Origin of the sequence: Streptomyces sp. HB132, from assembly GCF_016909575.1 — a bacterium.
In the GTDB taxonomy this organism is placed as follows: domain Bacteria; phylum Actinomycetota; class Actinomycetes; order Streptomycetales; family Streptomycetaceae; genus Streptomyces.
In genome coordinates this window covers 534940-552381 of record NZ_JAFBGA010000003.1, presented here as the reverse complement: position 1 = coordinate 552381, position 17442 = coordinate 534940, and the positions used below count along the sequence as shown (strand labels likewise).

The 17442-nt window shown below is 68.8% G+C and carries 17 protein-coding genes and 1 pseudogene; 9 read left to right on the top strand and 9 right to left on the bottom strand.

Features of this window, described 5'->3' with window-relative positions:
• Window position 1: 1 nt before the first annotated feature.
• From JOC24_RS10180 to JOC24_RS10170, 3 genes are all read left to right on the top strand, one after another.
• Window positions 2-1387 carry an efflux RND transporter periplasmic adaptor subunit gene (locus JOC24_RS10180; protein WP_307792659.1) on the top strand — a complete coding sequence of 462 codons (1386 nt, stop codon included), beginning with the start codon at window positions 2-4 and terminating at the stop codon, window positions 1385-1387.
• Window positions 1384-2073, top strand: a complete 690-nt coding sequence (locus JOC24_RS10175) for an ABC transporter ATP-binding protein (RefSeq protein ID WP_205019842.1) — start codon at window positions 1384-1386, stop codon at window positions 2071-2073. The genes JOC24_RS10180 and JOC24_RS10175 overlap by 4 nt, the downstream gene beginning before the upstream one ends.
• 119 nt (window positions 2074-2192) lie before the next feature.
• Complete coding sequence (locus JOC24_RS10170; RefSeq protein ID WP_307792658.1) at window positions 2193-3383, top strand: ABC transporter permease; 1191 nt, start codon at window positions 2193-2195, stop codon at window positions 3381-3383.
• A 304-nt stretch (window positions 3384-3687) separates the two neighbouring features.
• On the opposite strand, the gene JOC24_RS10165 is transcribed toward JOC24_RS10170, so the two are convergent.
• The 6 genes from JOC24_RS10165 to JOC24_RS10145 form a co-directional block, all read right to left on the bottom strand.
• Complete coding sequence (locus JOC24_RS10165; RefSeq protein WP_205019839.1) at window positions 3688-5130, bottom strand: FAD-dependent oxidoreductase; 1443 nt, start codon at window positions 5128-5130, stop codon at window positions 3688-3690.
• A 162-nt stretch (window positions 5131-5292) separates the two neighbouring features.
• Complete coding sequence (locus tag JOC24_RS10160) at window positions 5293-6168, bottom strand: phthiocerol/phthiodiolone dimycocerosyl transferase family protein (protein WP_239580103.1); 876 nt, start codon at window positions 6166-6168, stop codon at window positions 5293-5295.
• Window positions 6162-6542 (bottom strand): hypothetical protein, encoded by a 381-nt coding sequence (locus tag JOC24_RS33115; RefSeq protein WP_239580101.1) that lies wholly within the window; start codon window positions 6540-6542, stop codon window positions 6162-6164. Before JOC24_RS33115 ends, JOC24_RS10160 begins: the two co-directional genes overlap by 7 nt.
• Window positions 6543-6616: 74 nt before the next feature.
• Entirely contained in the window at window positions 6617-7312 is a 696-nt protein-coding gene (locus JOC24_RS10155; protein ID WP_205019837.1) for a DUF3159 domain-containing protein, read from the bottom strand.
• A gap of 71 nt (window positions 7313-7383) precedes the next feature.
• Complete coding sequence (locus JOC24_RS10150) at window positions 7384-8106, bottom strand: GOLPH3/VPS74 family protein (RefSeq protein WP_239580099.1); 723 nt, start codon at window positions 8104-8106, stop codon at window positions 7384-7386.
• An 868-nt stretch (window positions 8107-8974) separates the two neighbouring features.
• On the bottom strand, window positions 8975-9592 hold the full coding sequence (locus tag JOC24_RS10145) for a TetR/AcrR family transcriptional regulator (protein WP_205019834.1): 618 nt from the start codon (window positions 9590-9592) through the stop codon (window positions 8975-8977).
• Between the two features lie 65 nt (window positions 9593-9657).
• On the opposite strand from JOC24_RS10145, the gene JOC24_RS10140 reads away from it, so the two are divergent.
• From JOC24_RS10140 to JOC24_RS10130, 3 genes are read left to right on the top strand one after another with little or no spacing between them, the layout of a single operon-like run.
• On the top strand, window positions 9658-10563 hold the full coding sequence (locus JOC24_RS10140; protein ID WP_205019832.1) for an oxidoreductase: 906 nt from the start codon (window positions 9658-9660) through the stop codon (window positions 10561-10563).
• 14 nt (window positions 10564-10577) lie between these two features.
• Window positions 10578-11549: an SDR family oxidoreductase gene (locus JOC24_RS10135; protein WP_205019831.1), complete on the top strand. Its 972-nt coding sequence runs from the start codon at window positions 10578-10580 to the stop codon at window positions 11547-11549.
• Window positions 11519-11980 (top strand): nuclear transport factor 2 family protein, encoded by a 462-nt coding sequence (locus JOC24_RS10130; RefSeq protein ID WP_205019828.1) that lies wholly within the window; start codon window positions 11519-11521, stop codon window positions 11978-11980. Before JOC24_RS10135 ends, JOC24_RS10130 begins: the two co-directional genes overlap by 31 nt.
• Before the next feature lie 248 nt (window positions 11981-12228).
• Here JOC24_RS10130 and JOC24_RS10125 read toward each other — a convergent pair whose 3' ends face one another.
• Both JOC24_RS10125 and JOC24_RS10120 read right to left on the bottom strand, forming a co-directional pair.
• Window positions 12229-13833 carry an alpha/beta hydrolase gene (locus tag JOC24_RS10125; RefSeq protein ID WP_205019826.1) on the bottom strand — a complete coding sequence of 535 codons (1605 nt, stop codon included), beginning with the start codon at window positions 13831-13833 and terminating at the stop codon, window positions 12229-12231.
• A gap of 113 nt (window positions 13834-13946) precedes the next feature.
• Window positions 13947-14594 (bottom strand): hypothetical protein, encoded by a 648-nt coding sequence (locus tag JOC24_RS10120; RefSeq protein WP_205019824.1) that lies wholly within the window; start codon window positions 14592-14594, stop codon window positions 13947-13949.
• A gap of 132 nt (window positions 14595-14726) precedes the next feature.
• On the opposite strand from JOC24_RS10120, the gene JOC24_RS10115 reads away from it, so the two are divergent.
• The 3 genes and pseudogenes from JOC24_RS10115 to JOC24_RS33955 all read left to right on the top strand — a co-directional run bounded on the left by JOC24_RS10115 (window position 14727) and on the right by JOC24_RS33955 (window position 16299).
• Window positions 14727-15338 (top strand): TetR/AcrR family transcriptional regulator, encoded by a 612-nt coding sequence (locus JOC24_RS10115; RefSeq protein ID WP_205019822.1) that lies wholly within the window; start codon window positions 14727-14729, stop codon window positions 15336-15338.
• A gap of 219 nt (window positions 15339-15557) precedes the next feature.
• Window positions 15558-15701: pseudogene (locus JOC24_RS33960) on the top strand (MerR family DNA-binding transcriptional regulator); the annotation flags it as partial.
• Between the two features lie 337 nt (window positions 15702-16038).
• The gene (locus tag JOC24_RS33955; RefSeq protein ID WP_307792664.1) at window positions 16039-16299 is read left to right on the top strand and encodes a hypothetical protein; all 261 of its coding nucleotides are present in this window, start codon (window positions 16039-16041) and stop codon (window positions 16297-16299) included.
• A 227-nt stretch (window positions 16300-16526) separates the two neighbouring features.
• Here the strand turns inward: JOC24_RS33955 and JOC24_RS10105 are convergent, their stop codons facing one another.
• Window positions 16527-17276 carry a helix-turn-helix domain-containing protein gene (locus JOC24_RS10105; RefSeq protein ID WP_205019820.1) on the bottom strand — a complete coding sequence of 250 codons (750 nt, stop codon included), beginning with the start codon at window positions 17274-17276 and terminating at the stop codon, window positions 16527-16529.
• Window positions 17277-17442 lie beyond the last annotated feature (166 nt).

Here is a 17442-nt window from a genome sequence, read left to right as displayed (position 1 = left end):
CGTGGCCGTTCAAGAAGGAAGCGAGGAGGTCCGTAACAATGAGGCGGACCTCCCTGAGCCGACGGCACGCGGCCGGAAGAAGGCGGTAGTTCTCGGTATCGTCGCCGTGCTCCTGGCGACAGGAGTGGGAGCCGGGTTGCTGTGGGCGGGCGGTGGCGGAAGGACGCCCGAGCCCGAGGCTGGTCCGAAGATCCGGCGGGTTGCGGTGGCCAAGACGGATATGTCCGGGGTCAGGGAGATGGAGGGCACACTCGGCTACGACTCCGTACGCACCATCCAGGGCGCCGGCGAAGGAGTGGTGACCTGGCTTCCGAAACAGGGTGCGACGGTCACACGTGGTGAGCAGCTGTACCGCGTCGACGAGCGTCCCACCGTGGTCTTCTACGGCAGTACCCCCATGTACCGCAGGCTCGACACTCTCGGCAGTGTCGGCCGTGACATACGGGTCGTGGCCGACAACCTGAAGGCCGTCGGCTACGACATCGGGCGACAGCCGGCTGCGGGCACGGTTGTTCAGCAGCGGACGCCGGTGGATCGGCGAACGTCCGCGGACGCCGGTTCCCCGACAGCGACCGCAACGGATCCGACGGCCACCGAGCCGGGCTCCGGCCCGCCCCCGTCGGCCCAGGGTGACGAGGCCGGCCAGGGGGCCGGGGCCGGCAACGCGGCGGAAGACCGGACGGGGGAGGGCCAGGCGCCCGTGCCCGCGCGGCAGGTCACGGTCAGGGAGGGCGACGGTGTGCTTACCGAGGGCCTGATGTCCGCGATCAAGCGCTGGCAGAAGTCCGTCGATGTCGAGCCGACCGGTGTTCTGGAGAGCTCCGACGTGGTGGTGACACGCGGGGCGGTCCGTGTCTCGGAGGTTTCCGCGCAGATGGGGGACGCGGCGGCTGATGAGTTGCTGTCGGTCACCGCCACCACCAAGTCCGTCCACGTTCCGATGGAGACACTTGACCTCGGGACCATCAAGGCGGGGCAGAAGGTCACCGTCGCACTGCCGAGTGGGACCGAAACCGCAGGTGAGGTCGCCACTATCGGCACGACCATCAAGGCGGACCAGGAAGGAGGGAGCGGCGCTGGGGTAAGCAAGATCAATGTCACCGTCTCGGTCGACGAGGCCGAAGCCGTCAAGGGGATCGACGCCGCGCCCGTACAGGTGAGGTTCGAGGGCGAGGCCAAGAAGGGTGTTCTCGCCGTTCCGGTCGGGGCTCTGCTCGCTCTGCGCGAGGGAGGCTACGCGGTGCGTCTGGCCGAAGGCCGTTCCGATGAGGGGCGTTCCGCCGGGGGACGGCTCGTTCCGGTCGACACGGGCATGTTCGCCCGGGGACTGGTCGAGATCAGCGGTGAGGGTATCGCCGAGGGCATGAAGGTGGAAGCGACAGCATGACCGAGGTCATCAGCGTCCTGGAGGCGAGCGTTGTCTACCCGCCCGAGGTACGAGCCCTCGACCGTGTGTCCCTGTCCGTCGCACAGGGCGAGTTGCTGGCGATTCTCGGCCCTTCCGGCTCGGGCAAGTCCACCCTGCTCAACATCATGGGCACACTGGCCCCGCCGACCAGTGGCAGTGTGATCATCGAGGGTTACCACGTGGCGGAGTTGTCCGACCGCGAACTGTCCGCCCTGCGCGGGCGCCGTCTGGGCTTCGTCTTCCAGCATTTCCATCTGACGGACGGGCTCACGGCGACGGAGAACGTGGCGACCGGTCTTCTGTATGCCGGGGTGCCGCGCAAGTACCGCAAGAGGATGGCCGTGGAAGCCCTGGCCCGTGTCGGTCTCGCGCACCGCGCCGACCATCTCCCGCACCAGCTCTCCGGGGGAGAGCGCCAGCGGGTTGCCATAGCCCGCGCGGTTGTCCACGAGCCGGCCCTCGTCCTCGCCGACGAGCCGACCGGTGCGCTCGATACGGCGAACGGCGAGGCGGCGCTCGCGCTGTTGACCGAACTCAATGCGGCAGGAACCACGATCGCGCTCATCACCCACGACCGGGACATCGCCGACCAGTTGCCGCGCAGGGTCCATATGTGCGACGGCCGCAAGGTCGCGGACACCGCACTGACCGAGAGCCTCACATGACAGCCACCCACTCCAAACACTCCCGCACCGGGCGCCCCCGATCCGAACCGTTCTCCCCCCTGCACTCAAGTGCCCCGTCCCGGCGCTCCCGCAGGTCCGCTACGAGCAGCGTCAAGCCCGTGCGGCTGTCCTTTCGGGACCTGTTGAGTCTGGGCATGCTCGGCCTGCGGACCCGCAAGATGCGCGCCATGCTGTCGGCGCTCGGCATCTCCATCGGTGTCGCCACGATGGTGATAGTGACGGCGATCCCGGCCTCCAGCCACCGGGCGTTGATCGAGGAAATATCGGCATTGGGCCCCAACATGCTGCGGGTACAGCCGGTCCCCGGGGAGTCCAAGCCGGTCCTGCTGCCCGAGGGGTCGGTCGACATGGTGCGCCGTATCGGGCCGGTCACCGGGGTGAGCGCGGTGGCCAACACCAACACGGAGGTGCAGCGTTCCGATGTCACCTCGGGGGAGGACTTCTCCAGTGCGGGGCTGAGTGTTCTGGCGGCCCGGCGGGACCTCCTGGATGTCGTGGGGGGCAGGGTCCTGTCGGGAAGGTTCTTCAGCAAAGCCGATGAGGAGTTCCCCACCGTGGTCCTGGGTTACCAGGCGGCCAGCCGTCTCGGTATCGGGGAGATCCCCGCGGACGAGCCGGCTCCGGAGATACGGATCGGCAGATCGTGGTTCACCGTCGTCGGCATCCTCCACTCCGTACCCCTGGCCGAGGAACTCGACGTCGCCGTAATGACGGGATGGACCGCGGCCAAGAAGACACTGCGGTTCAAAGGGAACCCCACGGTGATCTACATCAAGGCGGGGGAGGCACACCTGGAAGACGTACGGAAGGTACTGCCCGCCACCGTGTTCCCGGAGCAACCGGGACAGGTTCAGGTCAGCCGGCCGTCCGACGCCCTGGCCGCCAAGCGCGCAACGCAGAACTCCTTCTCCTCGCTCTTCCTCGGGCTGGCCGGTGTCGCCCTGCTGGTCGGCGGAATAGGCGTGGCGAACACCATGGTCATCTCGGTTCTGGAGCGCCGCAGCGAGATCGGGCTCCGTCGAGCGCTAGGTGCGACCCGGGGCCACATACGGGTCCAGTTCTTCACCGAGTCGGTGGCGCTTTCCCTGCTCGGCGCCCTCGCCGGAACAGTGCTCGGCGTGCTCGCCGCTGTCGGCTACGCGACCTATCAGGGCTGGCCGTCCGTCATCCCTCTGCCCTCGGTCGTAGCCGGCTGCCTCGGTGCCGTAGCGGTCGGCATGGTGGCCGGGGTGTACCCCTCGGTCCGTGCGGCCCGGCTCCCCCCGACAGAGGCGCTGGCCTCAGCATGAACGACCCGCGGACGAACTCACGGAGACCGGGGTGACTCCGAGCCGGCGTGGTGCGGGCCACCGGCCCCGGCGGGTGTTTCCGGCGGACTGTTTCCCGAACTGCCGGTCGAGTACGTCCGTGGGCCTCCGCGATCAAGGACCGGGGCGCTCGCGCGGCGGAGGCGCCACCAGGCTGCGCCCGGCCCTGTAAGGGCACCCGGCACAGCGGCCGCGTGCCCTTACAGGGCTCCGGCAACCTCCGGCGTTGATCAGCAGGAGGAGGAGACACGTCGCTGCCGAGCCTGGCGGCGACGTGTCCTTCGCCTCACACGCGCGGGGATCCGGCGTCGGCGGTGGACGTGGGGAGTGGTGTGGCGGTGAAGACGGAGTCCGGGTCGACTGCGGACTTCACCGCGAGCAGGCGTTCGGTGTTCGGCCCGTAGGAGTTCGCCACCTGGTCGGGAGTCTGCGGCCCCAGGAAGTTCACGTAGCCGCCCGGCAGGGAGAACGGTTCGAGGGCTGCGTGAGTCTCTTCCAGCCAGCGCAGGTGCGAGGACCTGCCGTCGCCACTGCCTATGTGCTCCTTGTTCTCGCCGTTCTCCCACATGGAGATCAGCTCGACCATGAGGTGAGGTTCGCGTCGGCCGAAAGCTGTGGAGCCGAGTGGTGGGCGGGTAGCCGCACCGTGGAACTGGTGCCACACGATCGCGGAGAACGGTGAGGTGAACTCCTGGGCGGCTCGGTCCAGGACGGTCGCGATGGAGCCCGTGACGCTCTGGACGGTCCGTGTGCGGATCGCGCCCATCCGCCCAGGTGGGAACATGGCGTCCGTCGCGGCCAGCGTCGTGGACCGGGCGACCGGTCCGATGTCGGCGAGCACGGGTGTACCGAGTTCGGCCAGTGCACGCACCGGCCCGTTCTCGGCGTTGCCCACCTCGAGGTCCCCTGACCAGGTCGGCGCGACGTACACGGTCGGCTTGCCGTCCGGGCCGGGAAGGAACCCCACGTCCACCGTCAGCTCGTCGGGACTGTCCTGAAGGATCCCACCGAGGTCGGCCAGAATGCCGGCGCTGTGGTCGATCGGGTAAAGGATGGTTCCCGAGACCACGGTCGGTACCGGGTGGAGACGGATCCGTGCCGAGGTCACGACGCCGAAGTTGCCGCCGCCGCCGCGCAACGCCCAGAAGAGGTCCGGGTGGTGTTCGGCGTCGGTGTTCACCCGCGAACCGTCGGCGAGGACGACTTCGGCGCCGAGCAGGTTGTCGGCTGCGAGCCCGAACTGCCCGAGAAGAGGACCGTATCCGCCTCCGAGTGTGAGGCCGACCATGCCGACGGAGCCCGCCGTTCCGGTGACGGCGGTCAGGCCCGCCCGCTCGGCGGCCGAGACGACGTCGGACGAGAGAGCCCCGCCACCCACCGTCGCGTGACGTCGGTTGACGTCGACCTGCACGTCCCTCATGTCGGTCAGATCGAGAGCCAGCCCACCGGGACGGAACGCCCGGCCCCAGAAGTCGTGCCCCCCGCCACGCACGGAGAGCGGCACTCCGTGGTTGCGAGAAGCGCGTACTCCCGCCTGCACGTCAGCGGTGCTCGCGCACCGCACGACGACCGAAGGACGGATTTCGACCGCTGCGTTGAACAACGCAACGGCTCGTGTGTACTCCGGTCCGCCGGTAAGCACACGGCCTGCAGGAATGTGGGACTTCAGCTCAGCCAGGAAGGCGGTGCTGACTGTGTCGTGGGCATCGGCGTCAGTAGGGGACTGCATGGTCACTCCTGTGTGTCACTCATCGGGTGCGGCTGTCGAGGGCGCAGTGTGGATGCGGCGGCAGGGCCGCTTCGGTCTGCCGGTCCGGCGAGGGGTTCCGGGCGTTCCGAACGCCGGACGGCGGGTGGTGTGCCGAGGACGGTGCTCGGTGTCCTGAATGCATCAGGAGCGGGGCGCGTCGGGTTCGGTGCACTGCTGGGCGAGGACGGTGGCCATGTCGGGCAGCAGAGCGGCCAGGGGATCGTGGGTCAGCTCCGTCATGCGTAGGCTTCCCTCGCACGTGGCGACACCCAGGACGTGTTCACCGGCCAGTTGGGTGGTCTGCGCCGGCCCCCACAGAGCGGTGAGACGGGCGCGGCCGTGTGCCGGTGCCTCGACCACCCCGAGATTGGTGATCTGGATGTCGGCGGCGGTGACAACGGTCATCATCGCCTCGGCCTCTTCGGGGGTGGTGGGCGGCTGCTGGGCCAGCGCCTGCGAACCGGCCTTGAGCACCCCGGGTGTCCGCTGGTGTTCAAGAGCCTGGTGATGATGCTGGGCCAGTTTCCAGAAGTCTTCGGCCTGGGACGCCTCGCTGACCGTCCGCGCTCCGGCGAACCGGTTGGCGACGGCGTCGGGCAGACCTGCGGCACGCCGCAGGTCGACCGGGCTCAGCACCCTCACCCGGGTGCGGCCCGCGCGGTGGAAGACCGTGCCCGCTGCAGCGCACAGGGCGGCGTGCACGGAGACGCCCTCCGCGCGGCAGCGGGTCACGAGCCGTGCGGTCAGACCGCGTTGCAGGGCCAAAGCGGATACGTGCGGTGTCCGCCCCGAGAACCGGGTCAGTTCGCCCGGCGTGTTCATCAGCTCCTCCTGGGGCGGCCCTGCGGGAGGCGTCGTCGCGTCGAGATCCTGCAGGAGGGCCTCCTGGGAGGGCGGTACATCCCGTCCCGGGGCCGGCCGGCCGCCCTCCTCGTCGCCGTCGAGGGCCGCGACCAGGTCCGCCACCACGCGCATGCCGCCGGTGCCGTCGGTGATCTGGTGGGCGAAGGTCAGCACGATGACGCTGCGGTCTCCGCGGGAATGAGTACGGTCCGCATGAGCGGGCCGGGCTTCGGCGCGATGGGGCGCGTCTGCTCACCGGCGACGACTGCCTGCCAGGGCGTTCCCTCGGTGGCTGTTTCGATCCTGATCGGGTCATCTGCCCAGCGGTATCGGGCCTGGGGCGCGCTGCGGTCGACCGAGACGCCGAGCAGCGGGTGCTGCGCCTGCACCTTCTGCAGTGCCCGCGCCAGCGTCTGCTCGGAGACCTTACGGTCGATCTCGGCGACCAGGGAGAACTGGACAGGGTTTCGGTGCATGTAGAGATCGATGGTCCGCTCGAAAGCTCCGAGTTCCCTCGCTGTCTCTGCGTGCGTGGGGCTGATCGACATGGAAGGATCCCTTCTCCGCTGATATGACGGAATCGCTAGGTGGACGCGCCCTGGCGAGGCGGGAGTTCGGACTGCTACTGAACGATCGTCCCGGCCGGCGGGCTCCCCACCAGGTGCTTCGACGTCTTGCGGAAGGCCCAGGCGACGACCAGCGCGGCCACCACGGTGAGGGGGGTGCCCATGGCGATCTTCGCGAAGGCGAGCCAGCCGGTGGCGTCGTGCACGTAGAGCCACTGCTTCACCACGAACCGGGCCCCGAGGACGCTCGCCGCTGCGAGCGTGGCTATGTCGTGTGCCCGCAGAACCTGACGGTCCGCGCGCCAGTCGTGCGCGCCCCCGTGCAGGAGGTTCCACGCCACGCCGCTCAAGGGGCGGCGAAAGAGCACCGAACCGAAGGTGGCGAGGAAACCTGCGAAGGCCACCCAGATGCCCAGCAGGAAGAAGTCCTTGGCGGAACCGGTGAGCGCGACGATGCCTGCCGCGACCAGAACGCCGGTCAGGCTGCCCGAGGCGGCGAGGAGACGTTCCCCGCGCACCAGCCGGGCCACGGTGAGCACCACGCCGGTTGCTACCGCCGCGATCACGGCTGCCTTCGTCGACAGCAAGGCGAGTGCGATCACGAACACCACGACCGGGACGGTCGAGTAGACGAAGCCGGCCGTGCCGCCCATGGACTCGAGCATGGGCGATCCCGGGGCGGGGGACGGCGCGCTTGTGCTGCCCCGGTCGTGAGTGGGGGAGGGGATGTGCTCGCCTTCGAGTTGGGTCATCGATCACTCCTGGTCATGTGCTGCGGTTGCAGCGTCTCTGGGGGGATTTCTGTTCGCGGTCGTACGGCGGTTCAGGCGCTCCAGCCGCCTCCCACGGCCCGGCTCGCGAGATAGGAGTCGCGCAGCGCCTTGCGCAGTCCGGGGACGAACGCGTCGAACCGCGCCGCTTGCGCCTTCAGGGCGGACTTGTGGGTGCGGCGGTCCTCCTTGCTCCACACCGAGGTGAGCTCCAGCTCGACCGCCAGGACTGCCATCGCCAGTTCGTCAGTCAGGCCATCGGCGGGAGCGCCGTCGAGCACGATCGCGCGCACCCGGACCTGCAGGTCGTGCACCAGGTCCGGGTGCACCACGGTGACCCTGTTGGTGGACACGACCCCCAGCTTCTTCACCCGTTCGATGGCGACATCCCCGGAGGCGACCAACTGGTCGCGGACCGGGGTTTCGGCTGTGTGCGCCTTGTTGTGCAGGAACTTGAGCCAGCCCTTGGGCTTGTCCTCGGGCAGGTCGTACCAGACCGAGGCCGTGAACGGATCCGTCGGCGGACCGCCGGGAGCCGCCGAACCTTCCCCCCGGTCGCGTCCAGCAGACCGTCGCGAGCCAACTCGGTCATCGCCCCGGCCCGCAGCAGCTGGCCGCGCCCCTGAATGTTGTCGAGCTGGAACTTCTCCTTCTTGACGGTGTAGCAGAGCATGTACAGCTTCTGAGCGAGAGTCGTGGGCATCAGAACTCCCCTGTGTGTTAGCCGAAATAAGCAAGGATTTTCTATCGCCGATAAGAGAGTTAAAAGTGCGCATTGGAAAGGTTCATCGGTCGCCCCCTCTCTTCCTCGAATCCCTGTCAAGGATCAGATGGAATGAATTGGGCATTCGCGCATCCTCAGGAAGTAACCGCTGTACCTCCGTCGCCGCTTTGTGTTCCAGCGGGTCTCCTACCTCCGGTTCGAGGCATGAAACCGGTGACGTTACGGCATAGTTCTGTGCACTCTGGAGAATGGATGTTTCGGGATCTTTTGCACGGTGCGCGCCGAGGCTCGCCGTCGTGACAGAGGCATAACAGGCGTCCGCCTCGCGCCGGGTTCCCGGCGGATCCTGGTCGTGCCGCCAGGCCTGTCCGCCGAACCGGGGCGGGTCGGGGGCGCGGTGGTGCGGAGACCGGGGTCGACGCCGGCAAGAGGTGTGCCGGATATCCGGAAGCACCGGTGGCAGAGGCCGTTGGTGCAACCGGAGTCGCCGTGGACGGGGCGATCTACCCCTGAACCGACCGGGCGGTGGTGTGCTGTGAGTGGGCGACGAGGGGTCTGTTTGCGTTCTGCTTCGCCTGGCCCGGGTCGTCGGTCGCGGCGGATTACATGGCTGGGACCGGCTCGGGCGACAACGGTGGACTTCGAGTGCCTCACGCGATGAGATGGATTGGTCTCGGTATCCGTGTTCGGTTGCCAGGCCGGAGCTGTCCGAGCTGCGAGGGCTTCGCTGTGGGCCGTGTCGGATGATCTACGGGGCGGGTCAAGCCGCTCCAGTCGGTGGGACAGGTGGCCGGTCGAATCCGGCACGCAAAGGGACGTGGCGGATCTGGACGACGCCACCCGGCTCACGCCCTGCTGGGTGCCATCCCGCCCACCCGTAGCAGCGAGCGCCCTCGGCCGGGGGCGATATCGCCAATCGGTCAGCGCGGCTCCGCCGGGCGGGCGCCTCGCAGGAACTGTGTCACCGCGGTGCCCACGAGGCCTTCGAGCCGCGCGGGCTCGATCATGCCGCTGTTGAGCATGGTGGTGATCCCCAGGACGGTCGCGTAGAGGATGAGCCCGATCTCCTCGGGGTCATCCCCCTCCAGCTCGCCGCGCTCCTGGCCCTCTTCGATCAGGTCGCTGATCTGGCCGAACGCGGCTGCGGCGGCCTCGGCGACCGCGGTCGCCCCGGGGCGGTGCTTGCTGGAGTTCATCAGCCCGGTCAGCGCGGCATTCTCGGTCGCGAACCGGACGTAGGCCGACGCGAACGCGTGCAGGCGGGCGGGCAGGTCGTCCTCGTCGCCGATCTCGTCCACCGCGGCCCGCAGCTTCTCGCCCAGGCGTATGAAGCCCGACTCGGCGAGGGCGTCGAGCAGCGCGCGGCGGTCCGCGAAGTGACGTCGGGGCGCCGCGTGACTCACTCCGACTTCCCGTGCCAGGTCCCGCAGGGAGAGCTGCTCGGCCCCGTGCGCCCTCAGGCTGCGCTCCGCCGCGTCGAGCAGGTCCGTGCGGAGATTCCCGTGGTGGTAGGGCCGCCGCTCGGTGGTGTCAGGCATGGGGGCAGCCTACCCAACTCGATGTTTCCATTGACAACAATGTTGGCAGTGTCTACTCTCGCGGTATGTCCAGATTCTCTCTCGCCGACCTGCCCGACCTGACCGGCCGCACCGCCGTCGTCACCGGTGCGAACAGCGGTATCGGGCTCGTCACGGCCCGTGCCCTCGCCGAGCGCGGAGCGCGGGTTGTCCTGGCCGTACGCGATCCGGAGAAGGGGGAGGCCGCGGCGGCGACCATGACGGGGCCGGTCCAGGTCCGCACCCTCGATCTCGCCGACCTCTCCTCCGTGCGGGCCTTCGCCCGCGGCCTCCCCGGTCAGGTCGATCTGCTGGTCAACAACGCCGGTCTCTCCCTGGGGCCGCTCTCCCGGACCGCGGACGGATTCGAGTTGCAGTTCGGGACCAACCACCTGGGCCACTTCGCCCTGACGAACCTGCTTCTTCCGCGCATCAGGGGGCGGGTCGTCACGGTGGCCTCGCTCGGGCACCGGCTCGGCTCCCTGGACTTCACCGACCTCCAGTGGCAGCGCAGGCCCTACCGTCCCAACGCCGCCTATGCGCAGTCCAAGCTGGCCAACCTCCTGTTCGCCGCCGAACTCCAGCGCAGACTCACCCGCGCGGGGTCACGCGTCATCTCCACGGCCGCGCATCCCGGCATCTCCTCGACGAGCCTCATGAGAGCGGAGGAGAAGCCCTCCCTCGGCTTTCGCGTCGAGAAGTTCCTGGTCGGGCTCGTCGCCCAAAGTGCCGAGGGGGGCGCCCTGCCCACCCTGTACGCCGCCACCGCGGACCTTCCGGGCGACAGCTATGCCGGCCCCGGCCGGCTCTGGGGCGTGCGCGGCGCACCGACGCTGGTCGGACGGTCCGACCGAGCACGTGACGGCTCGGCGGCACGGCGACTGTGGGAGGTGTCGGAGGACCTGACCGGCACGCGCTTCCCCCTGGACACGCCCGTAACCCCCGCCTCGTGAAAGGACCCACCCCTGTGATCCGTCGACCCGGAGACTCGCGGAAAGACCAGCGGAAGAACCCTCGGAAGGCCGACGAGCTCGTCGTCGTCTCCGGCGCCTCGTCGGGCATCGGAGCGGCGACGGCCCGTGCCCTCGCCTCGATGGGCTACCACGTTCTCGCCGGGGTGCGCACCGACAGCGAGGCGGACGCAGTCCGGGCCGACGGCATCGAACCGGTCACCTTGGACATCACCGTCCCGGAACACATCGGGGCCTTGGCCCGGCGGATCGCCGACGACCCCGAGCGGCGCGCCCTGCGCGTCCTGGTCAACAACGCGGGGATCGAGATCAACGCCCCCGTCGAGGTGCTCCCCCTCGCTCTGTGGCGCGAGCAGTTCGAGGTGAACCTCTTCGGACACATCGCCGTCATCCAGGAGCTCCTGCCCTTCCTGCGGCGGAGCCGGGGCAGAATCGTCAACATCAGCTCCGTGGGCGGGGTGGCCGCGCTGCCCGTCTTCGGGGCGTACGCGGGAACCAAGTTCGCCCTCGAAGCGGCCAGCGACTCCCTGCGCCGCGAGGTCTCGGCGCACGGCGTACAGGTGGTCGTCATCCAGCCCGGCGGCGTCCGGACCGAGATGGCCGCCCGCAGCGGTGACCTCTCCCTCGAACTCGCCGCCGCGATGAGCACCGAACACCAGCATCTCTACAGCCACCTCATCAACGCGACGGTGGCGTCCAACACGGCCTTCCTCGAACGCGCCCTACCGGCGGCGAAGGCGGGGGCCAAGATCGCCAGGGTGGCGACCACGCCCCGTCCGCGCGCCCGGTACACCCTCGGCACGGACGCCGCCTTCATCGTCCCCCTCACCCGATTCCTGCCGGCCCGGCTGATGGACACCATCCTCACCATGAGCCACCGGCCCCGGAACCCGAAAACCACGCCCACGCCCGCACCCGAGTCCGCAGGGAGTCCTTCATGTCCACGCTCGCCGACCGCATCGAACTGATCGAGCTGATGGGCCGCTACGCCGACATCGCCGACCTCAAGGACTTCGACAGCCTCCCCGCCCTCGTCCACACAGACTCCGTGACCCTCGACTTCTCCTCGGTCACCGGCCTGCCGCCCATGACCGTGCCGCTCGACGAGTACGTCCAGGTGCTGGGCCAGGCCTTCGCCCCCTTTTCCGCCACCCATCACACCATCACAGGTCACGTCGTCGAGATCGACGGCGACCGTGCGACCCTTCGTGCGCACGTCCGCGCCGAACACTGGGTGCCGGAAGAACGGGCGGGCGGCGGTCCGGACCGATGGCTGGTCGTCGGTTTCTACGACAACGAGGCCATCCGGACATCGCACGGCTGGCGCCTCAGCAGCGTCAAGCTCACCGCCAAGCACCAGGAGAACGCCCACCTGCTGGGGCCTGCCCCGGTCATATGAGCACGCCGACCGGCTCCTGGTACCACTCACACGGCTCGCACCATGAGCGCAGGTGCCGGTGGGTGGATCAGGCGGCAGGCCGGTGCGACGACGGCTACGAGGTGCCGTAGCCGTCGTCGCACACCCGGCGGGAAACGCGGGCCAGCTCCTGGTTGTGACCTTGAACAGTCAGCCCGTCAGTGAGCCCTTCCGCTGTGCTGAGGTCATGCCGTGGGTGTGTGCGTACGCGGTGACGGCCGGGCTGTGGCTCAACGCTCCACAGGGACAAGGGGGCGGGTGGTCGCGGGCGTGTCCGTCTTGCACACGGTGCCGTCGGCGGGGTGGGTGCCGTGGAGGAGCGCAGCGTCAACTGCCTTGTTGACACACGTGTTGATGCCGTAGGAGCCGTGTCCGACTCCTTCACGTGTGAGCAGGACAGCGGAGTCCAGGGTCCGAGTCATGTTTTCGGCCCAGTGGTGGGGGGTGACGGGGTCCAGTCGGCCTGCGACCACCAGTGCCGGGGGCGCACCGGCGCCTGTGAGCGGCTTGGTGACGCGGTCCGCGTTCGGCGCGGGCCACCGAGCGCAGTTGAGGGCGGAGTAGGCGGCCCGGGTCCCGATCCGCTTGGCCTCGGCAGTGGCCTTGGTGGCTGCGGCCTTGTGCGCGGCGATGCCGGCCGGGGTCTTCCAGTCGGCGCAGCGTACTGCGGTGTGGGTTTCGAACATCGCGGTGGGGACGGGGAAGGGGGATACCGTGACGCTGCTCCACAGGGTGTAGAGGGGTGCGCCGTTGCCCTTCTGCGCGGCCAGCAGCGCCGAGGTCAGCAGCGGCCAGGTGCTCTGGTCGCCGGCGAGGGCTCGGGTGGTCTCCAGGGCCTTCGCGCCGTCGAGTTCGCCGCCCGGGGCGGCGTCCCCCGTGGCGGGTGCGATCTTCAGCGGTTTCGCTTCCAGTGTGTCGATGAGTGTGTCGAACGCCGCCTCCGGGTCGCCTGCCCCGAACGGGCACACTGCGGTCCCTTCGGTGCGGCAGGTCTTGAACCAGGCGTTGAGGGTTCGCTCGCTTGCCACGGCGACGTCGTTCTGGAAGGGGAGGGAGTTGCCGAACCACTGGTTGGTGTCGACGGGCGCGTCGAGCACCATCTGGCGGACGCGGTGGGGGAAGAGAGTGGCGTACATGGGGCCGACCACGGTGCCGTAGGACAAGCCGTAGTACGTGATCTTGTCCTCGCCGAGCGCGGAGCGAACCTGGTCGATATCGCGGGCCACGTTGTCGGTGGACAGGCTGGCGAGGAACTTCCTACTCTGGTGTTCGGCACAGCCGTCGGTGAACGCGGCGGCATCGGCCAGCAGTCGCGGCAGAGGCTTGCCCCCGGGGACGGAAGGGTCGAAGTCGTTGCCGGCGGCCTCGGCTCGCTGCTTGTCGGTCAGGCAGCGCACGGCATGCGATTCGCCGACGCCGCGCGGGTCCATGGCGATGATGTCGAATCCGGCGAGCACCTCAGGGGAGAAGGCGCCCGGAGTGCCCGCTGTCTTGGGCAGATTGCGCAGTGTTTCGGTGGCGGAAACCCCGGGTCCGCCCGGGTTGAAGATCAGACTGCCGATGCGCTGGTCGGGATCAGTGGCCCGGTGCCGCATGACCGCGAGCGGGATCTGCGCGCCCTCGGGCTCGGTGTACTCCTGCGGCACCTTGATCGTGGCGCATTCCAGGTTCTTCCCGCAGGTGCTCCATGTGAGCGGGTCCGGGGAGGGAGCCGGGGCCGACGCGCCCGTGCTGCGCAGCCCCGAGGCACCGGACGAACACCCCGTCAGGACCATGAGGGCTGCAGCGAACGCCGCCCCGTACCTGGCGGCGGCCCGTGGCCTCAACTCGATCATGATCATCTTCCTTTCGTCCTACGTGTGTCATTCCCTGCAGCCCGGCCATGCCGGTCGCGCGAGGGGCCTGCCGAAGAGGGCTGGCGTGCTCGCGCCTTCCTCGCTTCGAGGAGTCAGTGACCGGCCGCGTCGAGCAGGGAGGAGTACCGCAGGCGGAGTGCGCGCTCCATGCTCGCCAGCACGGCCCCGCCCCCCAGTGCGAGGTTCAGCCAGATCGGCAGGTGTATGGGCGATTCGAATGTTCCGACCCGCTGTGTGACGGGGGGGATGTGAGAGACGGGTTCAGCGAGCTGCAACAGATTCAGGCCCACACCGATGACCAGCAGCAACACCGATCCGATGGCGACCGCCCGGCTCAGTCCCGGATGGCGGGCTCCGAAGCGCGCTCTCCGTCCCTCCGCCGAGGCGGGGTCGGGCGTGAGCTGAGACGGTTGTCCGTCCAGGGGGCGATAGTGGCAGCGTCTGATGCCGTAGCTGCTCATCGCCACTTCGATGACGCCCCCGTCGACAGGGAGGAGCGCGGGCAGTTTCGACTCGGCCGCATGCCTGCCGTCCTGGAACAGATGCGCCCGGATCCTGCTGTCGTCCAACCGCGCCCAGTGCCTCACGTCGACGGCGTACAGGCGTTCCTGCCCGCCGTCACCGGGAAGCCGTAGCCAGAACAGGGAGCGCACGGGGAGCTGCCACCAGCGGAATGCCTGCAGTTCCCTGCCGTCGCCCGGCTTGAGACGCCTTGATGCCGCCCACTGCTTCAACGCCATGCTTCCGCCCTTCCTGGGTACATCGGCCGCACCGCCACTAGTACAGCGTGTTAGGAGGGACGCTAGCACACTGTACTAGTACGGCGTGCTAGTACAGTGAAGGGTGCTGGGAGAAGCGAAGGAGAGCGGGACATGGAAACACGCGAGAAGATCCTCAAGGCCGCCGCGGAGATGATCGCCGAGGACGTAGCGGCGAAGCTGAGCGTGCGAGCCGTCGCCGCACGTGCGGGAGTGAGCACCGGCTCGCTGAGGTTCCACTTCCCCACCCAGCGCGCGCTGCAGGACAGCTTGCTCGAGCGGATCTACGAACATCTGCTGCCCGGCGACCCGATCCGGGACCAGACCCTGCCGCCCCGCGAACGGCTGCTGAACTGCCTGCGGCAGGTTCTCGCACTGACCGGCACCAACGAAGAGGCGCGAACCGCATGGGGCGCGACGTACCGGACCTTCATCGAGCCCGAGCCGACCGAACCGGTACGCGCCGCGTACCTCCGCCTCGAGCGGGAGGCGGAGCGCCGGGTCGAACACTGGCTGACCGTGCTCGCCGAGGAAGGCGCAGTGCCTCCGGGAGACCACACCCGAAACGTCAGGTTCCTTCTCGCCATCCTCAACGGACTCTCGTTCGAACGCGCCCTGCCCACCCGCGAATCCGTCCTCATCGCCGAGACCGAGACCCTCAACGCCGCGGTCGATCACGTTCTCTCCGCCGGCCCCGCAACACCCGTCGGGCCGACTCGGCCGTGAACCGAACCAAGCATCCCTCTGCACCGGTTGCTCCCGAGGGGCAGGGGCAGGGGCAGGGGCAGGGGCAGGGGCGCGGGAGCGGATTGATGTATGCCCCCTTGTGCGGGCCGCACCCTCTCACGCGCTCTCCGGTGCCGGGCCGCCGTTGGGTCATGGTTTTCAATGGGGTTCACGACGTGACCGCGTCGGCAGCACCGGACGGTGGGGGAGATTTCGATCATGGCGTGGAGCACCCGGGAGATGGCGGAGCTGGCCGGCGTCAGCCTCAGGGCCGTACGGCATTACCACGACATCGGTCTGCTCGATGAGCCGGAGCGCCGCTCCAACGGATACAAGCAGTACGGCGTCAGCCACCTCGTCCGGCTCCTCCGGATCAAGCGCCTCACCGCTCTGGGCTTCTCCCTCTCCCGGATCGCGGACATGGACGACTATCCGGATTCGGACCCCGATCCGCGTGATCTGCGGGCTCTCGACGCTGAGCTGGCCGCCACCATCGAACGGCTGCAATACGCCCGCGCGGAGGTGGGCGTCCTCCTGCGCGGACGCGCTGCGAGCGATCTTCCTCTCCGCTTCGCCTCCGTGGACGAGACCGCCGGGCTTCCTGACGCGGACCGCTCTTTCGTCACCGTCCTCGGCACGGTCCTCGGACCAAGTGGGATGGACGCCTATGCCGACTTGCTCCATCAGGAGCCCGCAGCCGGTGGCACGCGAACTCAACGAGCTTCCCGCCGATGCAGACGAACCGACCCGCCAGAGTCTCGCCGAGCGTCTCGTGCCTTACGTCCGAGGTCTCCGGGCCCGCCATCCCGGGCTCAGCGACCTTGCTTCAGACGCCCCGCGCGGCCGACAGCACACCGCCCGCACCATCGGCAAAGCCATCAGCGATCTCTACAATCCAGCCCAGGTGGACGTCATGAAGCGGCTCGATGGGCTCCTGTCCGATGTGGATACCCCACGGTGACCGCTTCTCTCGGCGCGCCGCCTCGTGACCCGGTGAGTGGGGCCCGGTGCCCGTCTGATGGTGTGACGAGTAGACGAAAGAGTCCTTGCCGCAACCTCTACTGCCTGGACACCAGCGAACCGTAGTCCGCGCGATCCACTGCCCACTGCCCACTGCCTTCTTTTGCAGGTGGTTACGGCGCCGGGCAGACGACGCGGATGCGGTGTTCGCCTGCCCGGCGCCGTCCCTCACTGCCGGCCGTCGCTCTCGCTCCCTGAGGCGTCGTTCTCGACGAGGATGGTGTGGACGCGTCGCAGCACGTCGAGGTGGGCGCGGTTGTGGAACTCGACCAGTGCGTGCACGGCGACCGACTCCGCAACAGCCCTTTCCCGGTGCGAGGCCAGCCCGAGGTCAGCCAGAGCAGGGTGGGCCCGGTGCTGCCGGCGGACTTCGGGTGCCATGCGCTCGGCCATCCGCTGCCGTACGTCGTCGGGAGCGTCCTCGTCGAGCGCCGCGAACTCCGCATCGAGGTCGCCGCGAGGTCCCGAAAGCTGTTCTCGGAGGGCGGCCATCGCTTGTGGTGTGAGGATGCTGGAGTAGGCCACCAGCAGGGACCGCTGGGTTTCGGGCAGGTCGTCGGCAAGTGTTTTGAGGTCAGAGGGCATGTCGAGCGCGGTTCGGTTGTCCATGACGGCAGCCAGTTCCCGCCGCATCCGCTGCCGGCGTTCGATGTCCGCCGCGAGTTCGGCGTCCAGGTCCCGGAGGATCCGCCGCGCCTTCTCATCACCGCTCTCGACCGAAGGGACATCCGCGAGGGCCACGCCGAGGTCGGTCAGTCTGCGGATACGCAGCAGGCGCACCAGATGGCTGACGCCATACCGCTTGTAGCCGTTGGATGCCCGTTGTGGCTCGTCGAGCAGGCCGATCTCGTGGTAGTGCCGGACGGCCTTGGCCGTCGTCCCCGCGAGTTCCGCCAGCTGACGGGTACTCCACGCCACCAGGATCCCCCTCTCCGGGATCGTGCCCTGCCGCCATTGAAGACCCTGCCCCTGGGGCAGGGTCAACTCCGGTCGGTTCCGGCCCGCCACGGGTTGACCGTGCCCCAGGGGCAGGGACTGGGATGGTCGCGACCACGCCCCACACACCGTTATGCGGAGACCGGAC

What these genes read in the sequence shown, in the direction of transcription:
- JOC24_RS10175 (WP_205019842.1), top strand. Translation starts at nt 1,384, where the DNA reads ATGACCGAGGTCATCAGCGTCCTGGAGGCGAGCGTTGTCTACCCGCCC.
- JOC24_RS10165 (WP_205019839.1), bottom strand. Translation starts at nt 5,130, where the DNA reads ATGCAGTCCCCTACTGACGCCGATGCCCACGACACAGTCAGCACCGCC.
- JOC24_RS33115 (WP_239580101.1), bottom strand. Translation starts at nt 6,542, where the DNA reads ATGTCGATCAGCCCCACGCACGCAGAGACAGCGAGGGAACTCGGAGCT.
- JOC24_RS10155 (WP_205019837.1), bottom strand. Translation starts at nt 7,312, where the DNA reads ATGACCCAACTCGAAGGCGAGCACATCCCCTCCCCCACTCACGACCGG.
- JOC24_RS10150 (WP_239580099.1), bottom strand. Translation starts at nt 8,106, where the DNA reads ATGCGCACTTTTAACTCTCTTATCGGCGATAGAAAATCCTTGCTTATT.
- JOC24_RS10145 (WP_205019834.1), bottom strand. Translation starts at nt 9,592, where the DNA reads ATGCCTGACACCACCGAGCGGCGGCCCTACCACCACGGGAATCTCCGC.
- JOC24_RS10140 (WP_205019832.1), top strand. Translation starts at nt 9,658, where the DNA reads ATGTCCAGATTCTCTCTCGCCGACCTGCCCGACCTGACCGGCCGCACC.
- JOC24_RS10130 (WP_205019828.1), top strand. Translation starts at nt 11,519, where the DNA reads ATGTCCACGCTCGCCGACCGCATCGAACTGATCGAGCTGATGGGCCGC.
- JOC24_RS10125 (WP_205019826.1), bottom strand. Translation starts at nt 13,833, where the DNA reads ATGATCGAGTTGAGGCCACGGGCCGCCGCCAGGTACGGGGCGGCGTTC.
- JOC24_RS10120 (WP_205019824.1), bottom strand. Translation starts at nt 14,594, where the DNA reads ATGGCGTTGAAGCAGTGGGCGGCATCAAGGCGTCTCAAGCCGGGCGAC.
- JOC24_RS10115 (WP_205019822.1), top strand. Translation starts at nt 14,727, where the DNA reads ATGGAAACACGCGAGAAGATCCTCAAGGCCGCCGCGGAGATGATCGCC.